Below are 15,684 nucleotides of genomic sequence, written 5' to 3'. Positions count from 1 at the left end.
GGGGAGGATCCGGTTCACCGCCTGAGTCCTGGAGAGGGCGAGGACTTGAGCATGGGATCCACCTCGAACCACGGTGCCGAAGGCGTCGGCCGGCGTGATCTGATCAAGCGGTCCGCGGCACTCGGTCTGGTCGCCACCCCGGCGATGGGCCTGCTGTCCGCGTGCGCCAGCAGCGGCGGCGACGGTCAGGAGAAGGCGAAGACGGGGAAGAAGTCGGCCAAGAACCCGCTCGGCGTCAACGACACGGCCAAGATGGAGTTCGTCCTCTTCGACGGCGGCTTCGGCAAGGAGTACGCCGAGGACGCCGTGAAGATCTACCAGAACGCCTTCCCCAAGGCCACGGTGAAGTTCTCCGCCACCCAGAAGATCCAGTCCACCCTCCAGCCCCGCTTCAACCAGGGCAACCCGCCCGACCTCATCGACAACTCGGGTGCCGAACAGATGGACATGGGGGTGCTCGTCGGCAAGAACCAGCTGGCCGACCTCACCCCCCTGCTGGACGCGCCGTCGTACGACGACCCGGCCAAGAAGGTCCGCGACACCCTGCGTCCCGGCATCGTGGAGATGGGCCAGTTCGACGGCGATCCGGTCTGGATCCTCTACTACGCCTACACGGTGTACGGCGTCTGGTACTCGCAGAAGGCCCTGGACTCGCTCGACGCGGAGTACCCGAAGACCTGGGACGAGATGCTCCAGGTCTGCGCCAAGGCCAAGAAGCAGGGCATCGCGGGCTGGACGTACGCCGGCAAGTACCCGTACTACGTCCCCTTCTCGCTCTACCCGATGATCGGCAAGGTCGGCGGCCGGGAGGTGCTCGACGCCATCGACAACCTGGAGCCGAACGCCTGGAAGCACCCTGCCGTCAAGGCGTGCTTCGAGGCGTACTACGAGCTGTACAAGAAGGGCTACATCCTCCAGGGCACCCCGGGGCTGGACCACATCCAGTCGCAGACGGCCTGGGCTAAGGGCAAGGCGCTGTTCATCCCGAACGGCTCCTGGGTGGAGAACGAGTCCGCCAACGTCATCCCGAAGGACTTCGACCTGGCCGTCTCCGCCCCCACCGGGCTCGACGGCAGCGACAAGCTGCCGTTCGGCACGATCTGGGCCAGCGGCGGTGAGCCGTTCGTCGTCCCGGCGAAGGCCGCGAACACCGAGGGCGGGATGGAGCAGCTGCGCATCATGCTCTCCGAGGCGTCCTCGAAGAACTTCACCGCCAAGGTCAAGTCGCTGACCGCGTACAACGGCGGCACCTCCGGCATCGCCCTCACGCCGGGCCTGAAGTCGGGCGTGGCGGCGCTGAAGCTGGCCGGGTCCAACGTGGTGAACCCGCGGCTCCAGGACTGGTACGTGCAGCTGCAGAAGGAGAAGATCGGCGTCGCCGGTCTCGGCGAGATGATGGCGGGCCGGCTCGCCCCGGCCGAGGCCATCAAGAAGATCCAGGGCTTCGCCGACGAGGCGGCCAAGGACAGCTCGATCAAGCACTACAAGCACCAGTAACCAGCACCCTTACAACGCACCGGAGTGGCGATGCAGCACGGCAAGTACCGGTTCATCGTGGGGTTTCTGGTCCTGCCCCTGGGACTGTACGCGCTCTTCGTGGTGTGGCCGTTCATCCAGTCCATCTATTACTCGTTCACGGACTGGACCGGCCTGAGCCCCGAATTCAAGATGGTCGGCTTCGACAACTACAAGAGGATGCTCGACGACGACATCTTCTGGAAGTCGTTGCAGCACAGTCTGCTGTTCGCCCTGGTGCTCCCACTGGTGACGATCAGTCTGGCGCTGTTCTTCGCCTTCATGATCAATGTGGGCGGGCGCCGGAGGAGGGGCGGGCCCGTGATCTCAGGGGTCCGGGGCTCGTCCTTCTACAAGATCGTCTACTTCTTCCCGCAGGTCCTCTCGATCGCCATCGTCTCGCTGCTGTTCGCCTTCGCGTACAACCCGGACAGCGGCGCGATCAACTCGGTCCTGCGCGGCGTCGGCCTCGACCACCTCCAGCCCCTGTGGCTGGGAGACCCCGGTCTCGCCCTGTGGTGCGTGATGGCGGTCCTGGTGTGGTCCACCGTCGGCTTCTTCGTGGTCCTGTTCTCGGCCGGCATGGCCTCCATCCCGGCCGAGATGTACGAGGCGGCCCTGCTCGACGGCGCCAGCCGCCTCACCACCTTCTTCCGCATCACCCTGCCGCTGCTGTGGGACACCGTCCAGTCCGGCTGGGTGTACATGGGCATCCTCGCGCTGGGCGCCGAATCGTTCGCGGTCGTACAGATCATGACGACCGGCCCGGGCGGCCCCGACTACTCGACCACGGTGATGGTCCTGTACGTGTACCAGAAGGCGTTCCGGGACGGTCAGGCCGCCTACGCCACGACCATCGGCGTCGCCCTGCTCGTCGTCACGCTCGCCTTCGCGGCGGTCGTGATGCGGCTGGGCCGTCGCGAGCGGCTGGAGTTCTGAAAGCGATGAAGACGACCGACACCCCCGCCCCGCCGCCGGCCGAGCCCGGCGCCGCCGTCTCGAAGATCGACCTGCCGGCCCCCGGGCCCGGCCGGCGGAAGAAGGAAGGCGGCGTCCTCAACGTCTTCTCCCACGGCGTGCTGGTCATCTGGGCGATCATGGTGGTCATGCCGCTGCTGTGGGCGGTGATGACGTCCTTCAAGGACGACAGCTCCATCTTCGGCTCGCCCTGGTCGCTGCCGGACAGGCTGCACTTCGACAACTGGTCGCGGGCCTGGACCCAGGCCAACATGAGCGACTACTTCCTGAACACCGTCCTGGTGGTCGGGGGCTCGCTCATCGGCACCCTGGTGCTCGGTTCCATGGCGGCCTACGTCCTCGCCCGCTTCGACTTCCCGGGCAACCGCTTCATCTACTACCTGTTCGTCGGCGGCATGAGCTTCCCGATCATGCTGGCGCTGGTCCCGCTGTTCTACGTCGTGAACAACATGGGCCTGCTGAACACGATCCACGGCCTGATCCTGGTCTACATCGCCTACTCGCTGCCGTTCACGGTCTTCTTCCTCACGGCCTTCTTCCGCACCCTTCCCACCTCGGTCGCGGAGGCGGCCTTCGTGGACGGCGCTTCGCACACGCGTACGTTCTTCCAGATCATGCTCCCGATGGCCAAGCCGGGCCTGATCAGCGTGGGCATCTTCAATTTCCTCGGGCAGTGGAACCAGTACATGCTGCCCACGGTCCTGAACACCGACCCCGACAAGCGCGTCCTGACCCAGGGACTGGTGCAGCTGGCGGTCAGCCAGGGGTACAAGGGCGACTGGTCCGGACTGTTCGCCGGCCTGGTCATGGCCATGCTGCCGGTGCTCGCCGCCTACGTCGTCTTCCAGCGGCAGGTGGTCCAGGGCCTCACCGCGGGGGCGCTGAAGTAGCGGCGCGGGCCCGGGCGGGGCACGCCCCGCACGCGTACGGACGCACACCCTCCCGGTCGCCGGGAAGGTGTGCGTTCCTGTGTCGTGGGACCCGGAAACGGTTCAACCTCTTGACGTGAGTCACCCCGAACGGCTCAGCTTAGAGTTCACTAGTTGGACATACACGGGGCCTCGCCGAAGCGGCCCCGCGCTCAGGAGGTCGTCGTGGAGACTCCAGGGTCGCAGTCGTCACTGCACCGGGCCAACCTGGAGCGGGTCGTCCGGGCCGTACGCCTGGCCGGGTCCCTCACGCAAGCGGAGATCGCGCGGACGACCGGTCTGTCGGCCGCGACCGTCTCCAACATCGTGCGGGAACTGAAGGACGGCGGAACCGTCGAGGTCACACCCACCTCGGCCGGCGGGCGGCGGGCCCGCAGCGTCAGTCTGAGCGGGGACGCCGGCATCGTGATCGGCGTGGACTTCGGGCACACCCACCTGCGCGTCGCGATCGGGAACCTCGCCCATCAGGTACTGGCCGAGGAGGCCGAGCCGCTGGACGTCGACGCCTCCGCCGACCAGGGCTTCGACCGGGCCGAAGAGCTGGTCAACCGCCTGGTCGCGGCCACCGGCGTGGACCGGACCAAGGTGGCGGGCGTGGGGCTCGGCGTGCCGGGCCCGATCGACGTGGAGTCCGGGACCCTGGGATCCACCGCGATCCTGCCCGGCTGGGGCGGCACCAAGCCCGCCGAGGAGCTGCGCGAGCGGCTCGGCGTGCCCGTCCACGTGGACAACGACGCCAACCTCGGCGCCCTCGGCGAACTGGTCTGGGGTAGCGGCAAGGGCGTGCGCGACCTGGCGTACATCAAGGTCGCGAGCGGTGTCGGCGCCGGCCTGGTGATCGACGGGAAGATCTACCGCGGGCCCGGCGGCACGGCCGGGGAGATCGGGCACATCACCCTCGACGAGTCCGGCCCGGTCTGCCGCTGCGGCAACCGGGGCTGTCTGGAGACGTTCACCGCGGCGCGGTACGTGCTCCCGCTGCTGCAGCCCGGCCACGGCCCCGACCTGACCATGGAGGGCGTCGTACGGCTGGCCAGGGACGGCGACCCGGGCTGCCGCCGGGTGATCGCCGACGTCGGCCGCCACATCGGCAGCGGGGTGGCCAATCTCTGCAACCTGCTGAATCCGAGCCGGGTGGTCCTCGGCGGCGATCTCGCCGAGGCGGGTGAGCTGGTCCTCGGGCCCATCAGGGAGTCCGTGGGCCGCTACGCCATCCCCAGCGCCGCCCGTCAACTGTCCGTGCTTCCGGGGGCCCTTGGGGGCCGCGCCGAGGTGCTCGGGGCACTCGCCCTCGCCCTCAGCGAGATGGGCGATTCGACCCTTTTGGAGGGGGCGCTGCCGGTGGCGGCCCCTGCCTTCACTTAGAGAACGGATGGCACCGTTGCCATCTCGTTAAGGATTTACTTCTTGACGTCGCACGTGTGGCCGAGTTGACTTCCAGCCACCTCGGCCGCAACGACGCGGCCTCGTCAGGGAGGTTTCCAGAGTGAACACGCGCATGCGTCGTGCCGCCTTTGCTTTCTGTGCCACCGCCATGGCCGCCTCGCTCGCCGCTTGCGGCAGCGCCAAGGAGTCCGGCGACAAGAGCGACGGCGGGACCAAGACCGCCAAGGGTGACGACATCACCGTCGGTCTGCTCCTGCCGGAGAACCAGACCGCTCGCTACGAGAAGTTCGACAAGCCGATCATCGAGAAGCAGATCTCGGAGCTGACGAACGGCAAGGGCAAGGTCGAGTACCTCAACGCCAAGCAGGACGCGACCCTCCAGTCGCAGCAGATCGACACGATGATCACCAAGAAGGTCGACGTGCTGATCCTGGACGCGGTCGACTACAAGGCCGTCGCGCAGGGCGTCAAGAAGGCGAAGGAGGCCGGCATCCCGGTCGTCGCCTACGACCGCCTCGCCGAGGGCCCGATCTCCGCCTACACCTCCTTCGACAACGAGGAGGTCGGCAAGACGCAGGGCGAGGCCCTGCTGAAGGCCCTGGGCGCCAAGGCCAAGTCCGGCAAGGTCGTCATGATGAACGGCTCCGTCACCGACCCGAACGCCGCCCAGTTCAAGAAGGGCGCCCACGACGTCCTCGACGGCAAGGTGAGCATCGGCAAGGAGTACGACACCAAGGAGTGGAAGCCGGAGAACGCCAACGCCAACATGCAGGGCGCGATCTCCTCCCTCGGCAAGGACAAGATCGTCGGCGTCTACTCCGCCAACGACGGCATGGCGGGCGGCATCATCACCGCGCTCAAGGGCGCGGGCCTCAAGACGCTTCCCCCGGTCACCGGCCAGGACGCGGAGCTGGCGGGCGTGCAGCGCATCGTGGCGGGCGAGCAGTACATGAGCGTCTTCAAGTCGTACCCGCAGGAGGCCGAGACCGTCGCCAAGATGGCCGTCTCCATCGCCAAGACCGGCAAGGTCGACGGCTCGCTCAAGACCACCACGGTCGACAGCGGCACCGAGAAGGGCGTCCCGGCCGTCATCGTCCCCGTCGTCTCCCTGACGAAGGACAACATCAAGGACACGGTCGTCAAGGAGGGCTACTACACGGTCGGTGACATCTGCACCGGCAAGTACAAGGCCGCCTGCGACAAGATCGGTCTGAAGTAACACTCCCGGGGCCGCCCCTCGCGACGGCCCCGACAGACCTGCGCGGGAGCCGCGCGCCCACCCGGCGCCCGACCCGTGTCAGCACGTCCGGCGCCCCGCCGCCGACAGCCCCGCAGCACAACGGCGGGGCGCCGGACGAACGCCCCCTCACTTCTTATGTTCAACCTCCCGCCGGGGTCAGGCTCAGGCGGCGAAGGAGATGGTTCACGTGTCCGCTACGCCCGTGCTGGCGTTGCGCGGGGTCTCCAAGCGATTCGGTGCCGTCCAGGCGCTCACCGACGTAGAGCTTGAGGTCCACGCCGGAGAGGTGGTCGCCCTCGTCGGCGACAACGGCGCCGGTAAGTCCACCCTTGTCAAGACGATCGCCGGCGTGCACCCCATCGATGACGGTGTCATCGAGTGGGAGGGCCGCAAGGTCACGGTCAACCGGCCGCACGACGCCCAGAACCTGGGCATCGCGACCGTCTACCAGGACCTCGCCCTGTGCGACAACATCGACGTCGTCGGCAACCTGTTCCTCGGCCGTGAGATCAAGCGCCGCGGTGTCCTGGACGAGGTCGAGATGGAGCGCCGCTCGCGCGAGCTGCTCCAGACCCTGTCCATCCGCATCCCCAGCGTGCGCATCCCGATCGCCTCGCTCTCCGGCGGTCAGCGCCAGGTCGTGGCCATCGCCCGCTCCATGCTCGGCGAGCCCAAGCTGGTCATCCTCGACGAGCCGACGGCCGCCCTCGGCGTCGAGCAGACCGCGCAGGTCCTCGACCTGGTCGAGCGGCTGCGCGAGCGCGGTCACGCGGTCATCCTCATCAGCCACAACATGGCCGACGTGAAGGCCGTCGCGGACAAGGTCGCCGTCCTCCGGCTCGGCCGCAACAACGGCGTGTTCGAGGTCAAGACCACCTCGCAGGAAGAGATCATCTCCGCCATCACCGGAGCCACGGACAACGCCGTGACCCGTCGTGCGGCGCGCACCAACGCGGAGGCTCAGCAGTGAGCATCGACAAGTCCCAGGCCGCGCCCGTCGACGCGCCCGCCGTGGCGGCCGACGCCGCCCCCGCCGTCGACCCCCGCCTGCTCGTGCGCGAGCAGGGCTTCGCGGGCTACCTGACCGAGTTCAAGCGCAAGATGCGCGCCGGCGACCTCGGCGCCCTGCCGGTCGTGGTCGGCCTCATCGCCATCTGCGCGATCTTCCAGAGCCTCGACTCGGCCTTCCTCGGCGCGGAGAACCTCAACAACATCTTCGTCGCCATGGTGGCGACCGGCATGATGTCGGTCGGCATCATCTTCGTGCTGCTGCTCGGCGAGATCGACCTCTCCGTCGGCTCCGTCTCCGGTGTCTCCTCGGCCATCACCGCCGTGATGAGCGTCACCCACGGTGTCAACGAGTGGGTCGCCGTGCTCGCCGCCCTCGCGGCCGGCGCGGTCATCGGCGCCCTGCACGGCTTCTTCTTCGCCCGCATCGGCGCCCCCGCGTTCGCGGTCACCCTGGCCGGCCTGCTGTTCTGGAACGGCTTCATGCTCCAGATCCTGGGCTCCAACGGCACCATCAACATCGACGACGACGGCGTGGTCGGCAAGCTCACCACGTACTACTTCTCGGACGTGGCCGCCGCCTACCTGCTGGCCGTCGTCGCGGTCGCCGGGTACTTCCTGTCGGCCTTCCTCGGCAACCGCCGTCGCGCGCTCGCGGGCATCCCGTCCCGCCCGCTGAGCGACATCGTGCTGCGCACCGTGCTGCTCGCGGTCGCCGTGTTCGCCGTCGCGGTCATGTTCAACCAGTACAAGGGCCTGCCGCTCGCGGTGCTGCTCTTCGCGATCGTGCTGGTCGGGAGCGACTTCGTGCTGCGCCGCACCGCGTACGGCCGCAAGGTCTTCGCGCTCGGCGGCAGCGTCGAGGCGTCCCGCCGTGCCGGTATCAACGTCACCCTGGTGCGCGTCTCGGTCTTCGCCATCGCGGGCTTCTTCGCCGCGGTCGGCGGACTGTTCTGGGCCTCCAAGATCGCCGCCGCCAACCAGAGCGCCGGCTCCGGCGACCTGCTGATGAACGTCATCGCCGCGGCCGTCATCGGCGGCACCAGCCTCTTCGGCGGCCGGGGCCGCACCTGGAACGCGCTGCTCGGTGTCCTCGTGATCACCTCGATCCAGTACGGCCTCGCCCTGCGGGGCATCGCCACCCCGATCCAGTACATGATCACCGGTGGGGTGCTGCTCGCCACGGTCATCATCGACTCGGTGACCCGCAAGACCCAGAAGTCGGCCGGCCGCGCCTGAGCGCAGCCCGACCCGCACCGGCCGTGCCCGGCACCGTCCCACGGTGCCGGGCACGGCCGTGTCCGACCCGGGGCCCGCAGGGGTACAGCCGTTCGCGTGAGCCCGCATCCACCGCCCGGCCGTCGGAGGCGCGGGCGGAACATTAGACTCGTCCAAGCCCGGCAACAGCTCGATCAGCTCTACTGCAAGGAGGCACGGGTGCCGCTGCTGACCCGTATCACGGGACCGCGCGATCTGGACCGGCTCAGCCTGGAGGAGCTGGACCAGCTGGCCGGGGAGATCCGGACCTTCCTCGTCGACGCGGTCTCCAAGACCGGCGGCCACCTCGGCCCGAACCTCGGTGTGGTGGAGCTGACCATCGCCCTGCACCGGGTCTTCCACTCGCCGAAGGACAAGGTGCTGTGGGACACCGGCCACCAGTCCTACGTGCACAAGCTGCTCACCGGCCGGCAGGACTTCTCGAAGCTGAAGATGAAGGGCGGCCTGTCGGGCTACCCCGCGCAGAGCGAGTCCGAGCACGACGTCATCGAGAACAGCCACGCCTCGACCGTGCTCGGCTGGGCCGACGGCATCGCCAAGGCCAACCAGCTGCACGAGCGCGACAGCCGCGTCGTCGCCGTGATCGGCGACGGGGCCCTGACCGGCGGCATGGCCTGGGAGGCGCTGAACAACATCGCCGAGGCCAAGGACCGCCCGCTCGTCATCGTCGTCAACGACAACGAGCGCTCCTACGCACCCACCATCGGCGGCCTCGCCAACCACCTGGCCACCCTGCGCACGACCGACGGCTACGAGCGCTTCCTCGCCCGGACCAAGGACATCCTCGACCGCACCCCGGTCGTCGGCAGGCCGCTGTACGAGACGCTGCACGGCGCCAAGAAGGGCCTGAAGGACTTCATCGCCCCGCAGGGCATGTTCGAGGACCTGGGCCTGAAGTACGTCGGTCCGATCGACGGCCACGACATCGAGGCGCTGGAGTCGGCGCTGGCCCGCGCCAAGCGGTTCGGCGGGCCGGTCATCGTGCACTGCCTGACCGAGAAGGGCCGGGGCTACCAGCCCGCCCTCCAGGACGAGGCCGACCGCTTCCACGCCGTGGGCAAGATCCACCCCGACACCGGGCTGCCGATCGCCTCCTCCGGCGCCGACTGGACCTCCGTGTTCGGCGAGGAGATGGTCAAGCTGGGCGAGGAGCGCGAGGACATCGTCGCGATCACCGCGGCCATGCTCCAGCCGGTCGGCCTGGACAGGTTCGCCAAGCGCTTCCCCGAACGCGTGTACGACGTCGGCATCGCCGAGCAGCACGGCGCGGTCTCCGCGGCGGGCCTCGCCTACGGCGGGACGCACCCGGTCTTCGCCGTGTACGCCACCTTCCTCAACCGCGCCTTCGACCAGGTCCTCATGGACGTCGCCCTGCACAAGTGCGGGGTGACCTTCGTCCTGGACCGGGCCGGTGTCACCGGCACCGACGGCGCCTCCCACAACGGCATGTGGGACATGTCGATCCTCCAGGTCGTGCCCGGCCTGCGGCTCGCCGCCCCGCGCGACGCCGACCAGGTCCGGGCCCAGCTGCGCGAGGCCGTCGCCGTCGAGGACGCGCCGACCGTCGTGCGCTTCTCCAAGGGCGCCGTCGGCCCCGCCGTACCCGCCGTGAGCCGCGTCGGCGGCATGGACGTGCTGCGCGAGCCCGGCACGGACCGCCCGGACGTGCTGCTGGTCTCCGTGGGCGCCCTCGCCCCGATGTGCCTGGAGATCGCCGCTCTGCTGGAGAAGCAGGGCATCTCCACCACCGTCGTAGACCCCCGCTGGGTCAAGCCCGTCGACGAGGCCATGGCCCCGCTGGCGGACCGGCACCGGGTCGTCGTCACCGTCGAGGACAACAGCCGGGCCGGCGGCGTCGGCTCCGCGATCGCCCAGGCCCTGCGGGACGCGGGGGTGGACGTGCCGCTGCGCGACTTCGGCATCCCGCCCCGCTTCCTCGACCACGCCTCCCGCGCCGAGGTCCTCACCGAGATCGGGCTGACCGCGCCCGACATCGCCCGCCAGGTCACCGGGCTCGTCGCCCGGCTCGACGGCAGGTACAGCGGCACGGCCGGCACCGTGGAGTCCGTGGAGCCCGCCCGCGACTAGAACGCGGCCGAAAACCGCCCCCGCGGGCCGGTTCCGCGCCTCCTCCCGGTGGCGGAACCGGCCCGCGTGCGTGAACCTGCCTGTGCCGGGGAATACGCTCCCCGTCCCTCTCGATCATGTTGAGCCATATCGAGGCCTCACAAGCGTGGGAGGCAGGCACGTGAGCAACGCGCTGTTCCGGACGAAGAACGTCGAGCAGTCCATCCAGGACACCGAGGAACCCGAGCATTCGCTCAGGAAGTCGCTGACCGCCCTCGACCTGACCGTCTTCGGTGTCGGTGTCATCATCGGTACCGGCATCTTCGTCCTCACCGGCACGGCGGCCAGGAACACCGCCGGTCCCGCCGTTTCGCTGTCCTTCGTCGTGGCCGGTGTCGTCTGCGCCCTCGCCGCCCTGTGCTACGCCGAGTTCGCCTCCTCGGTCCCCGTCGCGGGCTCCGCGTACACCTTCTCCTACGCCTCGCTCGGCGAACTCCCCGCCTGGATCATCGGCTGGGACCTGGTCCTGGAACTGGCGCTCGGCACGGCGGTGGTCGCGGTCGGCTGGTCCGGCTACATCCACTCGCTGCTCGACAACGCGGGCTGGGACCTGCCCGCCGCGCTGTCCGGCCGGGACGGCGCCACGGGCTTCGGCTTCGACATCCTCGCCGCGGCCCTCGTCCTGGCGCTCACGGTCATCCTCGTCGTCGGCATGAAACTGTCCGCGCGCGTCACCTCCGTGGTCGTCGCGATCAAGGTGGCCGTGGTCCTCGTCGTGATCATCGCGGGGGCTTTCTTCGTCAAGAGCGGGAACTTCGACCCGTTCATCCCGAAGGCCCGGTCCGCGGAGGCGGCGGGGAACCTCAAGGCCCCCCTGATCCAGCTGATGTTCGGCTGGGCGCCCTCCGACTTCGGCGTCATGGGCGTCTTCACCGCGGCGTCCGTGGTGTTCTTCGCGTTCATCGGCTTCGACGTCGTCGCCACCGCCGCCGAGGAGACCCGCAACCCGCAGCGCGACGTCCCGCGCGGCATCCTGGGCTCCCTGGTCATCTGCACCGTCCTGTACGTCGCCGTGTCGATCGTCGTGACCGGCATGCAGAAGTACAGCGCGCTGTCGATCAAGGCGCCGCTCGCCGACGCCTTCAAGGCCACGGGACACCCCTGGTACGCGGGCCTGATCAGCTTCGGCGCCGCCATCGGTCTCACCACGGTGTGCATGATCCTGCTGCTCGGCCAGTCCCGGGTCTTCTTCGCCATGAGCCGCGACGGACTGCTGCCCCGGTTCTTCTCGCACACCCACCCGCGGTTCCAGACGCCGTACCGCTCCACCATCCTGCTCGGCGGGGTCATCGCGGTTGTGGCCGGCTTCACCAGCCTCAGCGAACTCGCCGAACTGGTGAACATCGGCACGCTGTTCGCGTTCGTCGTCGTCGCCCTCAGCGTCATCATCCTGCGCAGGACCCGCCCCGACCTGCCGCGCGCCTTCCGCACCCCGTGGGTACCGGTCGTCCCGATCCTGTCCGTGTGCGCCTCGCTGTGGCTGATGCTCAACCTGCCCGCCGAGACGTGGATCCGGTTCGCCGTCTGGATGATCATCGGCTTCGTCGTCTACTTCCTCTACGGCCGCTCGCACAGCCGTCTGGGTCAGCGCGAGGCGGCCGCGGCCGAGCAGGACGCGCGCACGCCGCGGGGATCCGCCGACTAGGCCCGGACGCCGACCAGGCCCCGACGCCGACCAGGTCCGGACGGCGACAAGGCCCGGTCGGCGGGACGCCGCGGGGGTCCGCCGTCCAGGGCCGGGCGGTGGGACGCCGCGGGGCTCCGGCGACCCAGGGCCGGGCGGCGATACTCCCGCTCCGGTCCCGTATGTCCCGCACCGGCCGGGGCCCCGGGGCCGGATAGCGTGCTGGCATGCTCGCCGCCCCGCTCGCCCCCGCCCGGACCGCGGTCACCCGGACGGCGTACTGGGCGCGGCTCGTGCCCCTGCTGGCCGCGCTGGCCTGCGTCACCCGGATCCCCTCCTTCGCGCAGCCGCTCTGGAACCCGGACGAGGGCTTCCTCGCCGTACAGGCCCGGCTGCTGGCCCAGGGCGGCCGGCTGTACGAGACGGTGGTGGACCGCAAGCCGCCGGTGCTGCCCTGGCTGTACCAGGGCGCGTTCGCGCTCTTCGGCTCCGGCTCGCTGACCCCCCTGCGGGTGCTCGCCGTCCTCGCCCAGCTGCTCACCGCCGCCCTGCTGGCCTCCGTGGCCCGCCGCCGCTGGGGCGACCGGGCCGGCCGCACCGCCGGAGTGCTCTACCTGCTGGTCTCGGTCGGACTCAACCCCGAGGACGCGCAGGCCGCCACCTTCGAGGTGTTCATACTGCCCGGCACGGCCGCCGCCCTGTGGTGCGCGGACCGCGCGCGCTGGGGTCTGGCCGGGGCCGCCGTGGCCGCCGCCTTCCTGACCAAGCAGACCGGGGGAGCGGCACTGCTGCCGGTGCTCTGGCTGCTGCACCGGCAGGGCGGCGGGCTGCGGGCCGGCCTGCCACGGCTCGCGGCCGGGTTCGCCGCGCCCGTGCTCGGCGCGGCGCTGGCGACGGACCCGGCCGGCTTCCTGTTCTGGACGGTGACCGGCTCCACCGCGTACGCCTCCGTCACCGGCTCCGAACTCCACGTCCTGGTCCGGGCGCTGACCAACGCGGCGATCCTGGCGGCGGCCTCGGCGGGCCTGCTGCCGCCGGTCGCACGGGCCCTGCGCGGCGCCCGCGGCCACGTGCCCGAGCTGTGGCTGTGGCTGGCCGCCTCGGCCGGCGCCGTGCTGCTCGGCTGCCACTTCTTCGGCCATTACTACCTGCAACTCACCCCGCCGCTCGCCCTGTTGGCCACCGCCGCGCTGCACGTCCTGCCCCGTGAGCGGTACACGGCCGCCGTCCTCACCTCGGTCTGCTCCTGCGCCCTCTTCGTCGGCTGGGGCCTGCTCGCCCCCCGCCCCGAACTCGCGCACGCCGAGCGGCTGGCGGCGGCCCTCGCGCAGCGCACGGCTCCCGCCGACCGGGTCCTCGTGTGGGGCATGCACCCGGAGACCTACTGGCTGGCCGGCCGCACCCCCGCCACCCGCTACCTCACCGCGGGACTGCTCACCAACTACAGCGGCGGCCGGGACGGCCCCCGGGTGGGGGAGAAGTACGCGGTCGCGGGCACCTGGCCGGTCTTCCGCCGGGAGATGACCACGCACGCCCCCGCCCTGGTCGTCGACGACTCCCGCGGCAAGCCCTACGCCCCCGGCCGCCTCCCGACGCTGCGCCGCCTCCTCGCGGCGGGCTACGAGGAGGCCGGCCGGGTGGACGGAGCGGTCCTGTACACCCGGGCACCGGGGCCGTAGCGGCGGCTGCCCGGAAGCGGGGACGGGAACGCCTGCGGCGGTCAGGCTGCGGCTACGGCGGTCAGGCGGCGGCTACGGCTGCGGTGCGGGCGGGCTACGGATGCGGCTGCCCGGGCGCGGGGGCGGGAGCGCCTGCGGCGGAGAGGCGGCTGCTGCGGCTGCGGGGCGGTGCCGGCGGACGCGGCTGCGGCTGCGGTGCGGGCGGGCTGCGGACGCGGCTGTGGGTGCGGATGTGGGCGTGGGTGCTGTCGCGGCCGTGGGTGTCGTGCGGTCGTGGCTCGTGCCCGTGTCCGTCGGTGTTCCCAGGCCGTGGTGCCGGGGTCGCCGGGGTTCAGCCCCAGACCGCGCGCGGGCCCGTCACCTCCGCGCCCAGCTCCGTGACCCGGCGCCGCAGTTCCCGGTCGGCGGTCACCACCAGACGGCTGCGGCCGGCGTTCTCGGCGGCCAGTTCCACGATCCGGTCGTCCCCGCTGCCCGGCGCCGGCTCCACCCGGACGCCCGGCACCGACGCCACACCACGGGCCGCGCCCTCGACCACGAGCACGATTTCCACCGGCCCCGCACATCCCGGCAGGCCCTCACCGGCCAGCCGGTCCCGCAGCCGCTCGGCCGCCGCCGCGCGGTCCCGCCACCAGCCGTCGGGCCGGGAGCCGACGACGTTCGCGCCGTCCACGACGACGAGCCGCGGGGCGGGGGACGGCACGGGTGGCACGGGGTCGCTCATGCGTCCAGGGTCCCACGGCCCGGGGACCGGGGGCCGGGCCCCACGGCACGCGCCGAGCGGCTTAAAGTGAACCGGTGAACGGCGACTGGCTCCTTCGCGGCCGAGACGGCCGCCTCAGTGTCTACCAGCTGTCGGGTGACGCCGTCCTGTGCCGGGCCGAGCGTGGCCCCCACGGACCCTGGTCCGCACCCCGCAAGGTGGGCGGCGAACAGCGACTGCACCCCGTCCTGGCGGCCGGCCAGGGCGCCGACGGCTACACCCACCTGGTCTCCTGGCGGCCCACCGTCGCGGGCGAGGCCGGGCTGGTGCACTCCACGCACTTCCGCCCGCACCTGGCGGCCCTGGACTGGCATCCGATCGGCCACCCGAACAGGAAGGGCGACCGCACCGGCACGCCCGCCGTCGCGGTGGACACCCAGGGCCGCGCCCACGTCTTCGTCCCGAACAGGGGCGGCGGGGTGAGCATGATCATGCAGAAGGAGAAGGGCGGCTGGGACCCCTGGCGTGACCTGAAGGGCCGCGAGGTACGGGACGGACTCGCCGCGGTCACCGGGGAGTCCGGGAGGGTCGAGGTGTACGCGGCCGTCCCGCAGGGCCTGCTGTACTGGCGTCAGGAGAAGCCGGGCGCCCAGCCCGTGCTCCAGGAGACCCTGCAGGCACCGGTCCGCCCGGGCACCCTGCGTGCCCTGGCCACCTCCCCGGACAGCACGACCGTCTTCTACACCGACACCTCCGGCGATCTGTGCGCCTGGCGCGCGGGCGGCAAGCCGGTCACCGTGCTGCCCGCCGCGGGTCCCGGCCCGGTGTCGGCGATCCGCTGCGAACTGGACGGCCACGACTGCACGCTGCTGGTCCAGCGGACGGCGAGCCGGCGGGTCGCCTTCGCCGCCTATCCGACCGAGCAGGAGTCGGCCGGGGCCTGGTGGACCGAGTCGGGCCCCGAACTGCCGCTGGACGCCCTGGTGTCCCTGACGACGGACGAGACGGGCCGGGTGGTGGCGGCAACGTTGTCCCCGTCGACCGGCCGGCTCCAGCTGACCCGCCGCAAGGACGAGCCGGGGCTGGCGCTGGAGGCGTGGCGGGAGGTCTGAGCGGCCGGCACCCGCCGCGCGGACATCCTCCGGTGCGCGCCCCGGTCACAGCGGCACCGCCCGCCGGTCCGGGTGACGACGCCGATGCCCGGCACACCACGAGGT

12 protein-coding genes are annotated in these 15,684 nt (G+C 70.8%); 11 read left to right on the top strand and 1 reads right to left on the bottom strand.

Going from position 1 to position 15,684, the window contains the following annotated elements; all coding sequences use genetic code 11:
• The first annotated feature begins 51 nt into the window (after positions 1–51).
• The 10 genes from ngcE to GT045_RS14775 all read left to right on the top strand — a co-directional run bounded on the left by ngcE (position 52) and on the right by GT045_RS14775 (position 13,764).
• The gene (ngcE, locus tag GT045_RS14820) at positions 52–1,497 is read left to right on the top strand and encodes an N-acetylglucosamine/diacetylchitobiose ABC transporter substrate-binding protein (RefSeq protein WP_161294059.1); all 1,446 of its coding nucleotides are present in this window, start codon (positions 52–54) and stop codon (positions 1,495–1,497) included.
• A gap of 30 nt (positions 1,498–1,527) precedes the next feature.
• Entirely contained in the window at positions 1,528–2,454 is a 927-nt protein-coding gene (locus GT045_RS14815; protein ID WP_161294061.1) for a sugar ABC transporter permease, read from the top strand.
• A 5-nt stretch (positions 2,455–2,459) separates the two neighbouring features.
• On the top strand, positions 2,460–3,383 hold the full coding sequence (locus GT045_RS14810) for a carbohydrate ABC transporter permease (protein WP_161294063.1): 924 nt from the start codon (positions 2,460–2,462) through the stop codon (positions 3,381–3,383).
• Positions 3,384–3,587: 204 nt separating this feature from the next.
• Positions 3,588–4,787, top strand: coding sequence for an ROK family transcriptional regulator (locus GT045_RS14805; RefSeq protein WP_161294064.1), 1,200 nt, complete (start codon positions 3,588–3,590; stop codon positions 4,785–4,787).
• A 133-nt stretch (positions 4,788–4,920) separates the two neighbouring features.
• On the top strand, positions 4,921–6,027 hold the full coding sequence (locus GT045_RS14800; RefSeq protein WP_202528097.1) for a sugar ABC transporter substrate-binding protein: 1,107 nt from the start codon (positions 4,921–4,923) through the stop codon (positions 6,025–6,027).
• Positions 6,028–6,226: 199 nt separating this feature from the next.
• Positions 6,227–7,018, top strand: a complete 792-nt coding sequence (locus GT045_RS14795) for an ATP-binding cassette domain-containing protein (RefSeq protein ID WP_161294068.1) — start codon at positions 6,227–6,229, stop codon at positions 7,016–7,018.
• Positions 7,015–8,295, top strand: a complete 1,281-nt coding sequence (locus GT045_RS14790; protein ID WP_161294070.1) for a sugar ABC transporter permease — start codon at positions 7,015–7,017, stop codon at positions 8,293–8,295. The genes GT045_RS14795 and GT045_RS14790 overlap by 4 nt, the downstream gene beginning before the upstream one ends.
• A 198-nt stretch (positions 8,296–8,493) precedes the next feature.
• Complete coding sequence (gene dxs, locus GT045_RS14785) at positions 8,494–10,422, top strand: 1-deoxy-D-xylulose-5-phosphate synthase (protein ID WP_161334439.1); 1,929 nt, start codon at positions 8,494–8,496, stop codon at positions 10,420–10,422.
• Between the two features lie 160 nt (positions 10,423–10,582).
• Entirely contained in the window at positions 10,583–12,106 is a 1,524-nt protein-coding gene (locus GT045_RS14780; protein ID WP_161334438.1) for an amino acid permease, read from the top strand.
• A 206-nt stretch (positions 12,107–12,312) separates the two neighbouring features.
• Positions 12,313–13,764 (top strand): glycosyltransferase family 39 protein, encoded by a 1,452-nt coding sequence (locus tag GT045_RS14775; RefSeq protein WP_161295855.1) that lies wholly within the window; start codon positions 12,313–12,315, stop codon positions 13,762–13,764.
• Positions 13,765–14,095: 331 nt separating this feature from the next.
• Here the strand turns inward: GT045_RS14775 and GT045_RS14770 are convergent, their stop codons facing one another.
• Positions 14,096–14,488 carry an NTP pyrophosphohydrolase gene (locus tag GT045_RS14770; RefSeq protein WP_161334437.1) on the bottom strand — a complete coding sequence of 131 codons (393 nt, stop codon included), beginning with the start codon at positions 14,486–14,488 and terminating at the stop codon, positions 14,096–14,098.
• A gap of 74 nt (positions 14,489–14,562) precedes the next feature.
• Here GT045_RS14770 and GT045_RS14765 point away from each other — a divergent pair, with 74 nt between their 5' ends.
• Positions 14,563–15,579: a hypothetical protein gene (locus tag GT045_RS14765; RefSeq protein WP_161290727.1), complete on the top strand. Its 1,017-nt coding sequence runs from the start codon at positions 14,563–14,565 to the stop codon at positions 15,577–15,579.
• The last annotated feature ends 105 nt before the right edge of the window (positions 15,580–15,684 follow it).

Source organism: Streptomyces sp. SID486 (genome assembly GCF_009865385.1).
In the GTDB taxonomy this organism is placed as follows: domain Bacteria; phylum Actinomycetota; class Actinomycetes; order Streptomycetales; family Streptomycetaceae; genus Streptomyces.
The sequence above is the reverse complement of the archived record's forward strand: the minus strand, read 5'-3'. Positions and strand labels throughout refer to the sequence as shown.

What these genes read in the sequence shown, in the direction of transcription:
- GT045_RS14800 (WP_202528097.1), top strand. Translation starts at nt 4,921, where the DNA reads ATGCGTCGTGCCGCCTTTGCTTTCTGTGCCACCGCCATGGCCGCCTCG.
- GT045_RS14770 (WP_161334437.1), bottom strand. Translation starts at nt 14,488, where the DNA reads ATGAGCGACCCCGTGCCACCCGTGCCGTCCCCCGCCCCGCGGCTCGTC.
- GT045_RS14815 (WP_161294061.1), top strand. Translation starts at nt 1,528, where the DNA reads ATGCAGCACGGCAAGTACCGGTTCATCGTGGGGTTTCTGGTCCTGCCC.
- GT045_RS14775 (WP_161295855.1), top strand. Translation starts at nt 12,313, where the DNA reads ATGCTCGCCGCCCCGCTCGCCCCCGCCCGGACCGCGGTCACCCGGACG.
- GT045_RS14810 (WP_161294063.1), top strand. Translation starts at nt 2,460, where the DNA reads ATGAAGACGACCGACACCCCCGCCCCGCCGCCGGCCGAGCCCGGCGCC.
- ngcE (WP_161294059.1), top strand. Translation starts at nt 52, where the DNA reads ATGGGATCCACCTCGAACCACGGTGCCGAAGGCGTCGGCCGGCGTGAT.
- GT045_RS14795 (WP_161294068.1), top strand. Translation starts at nt 6,227, where the DNA reads ATGGTTCACGTGTCCGCTACGCCCGTGCTGGCGTTGCGCGGGGTCTCC.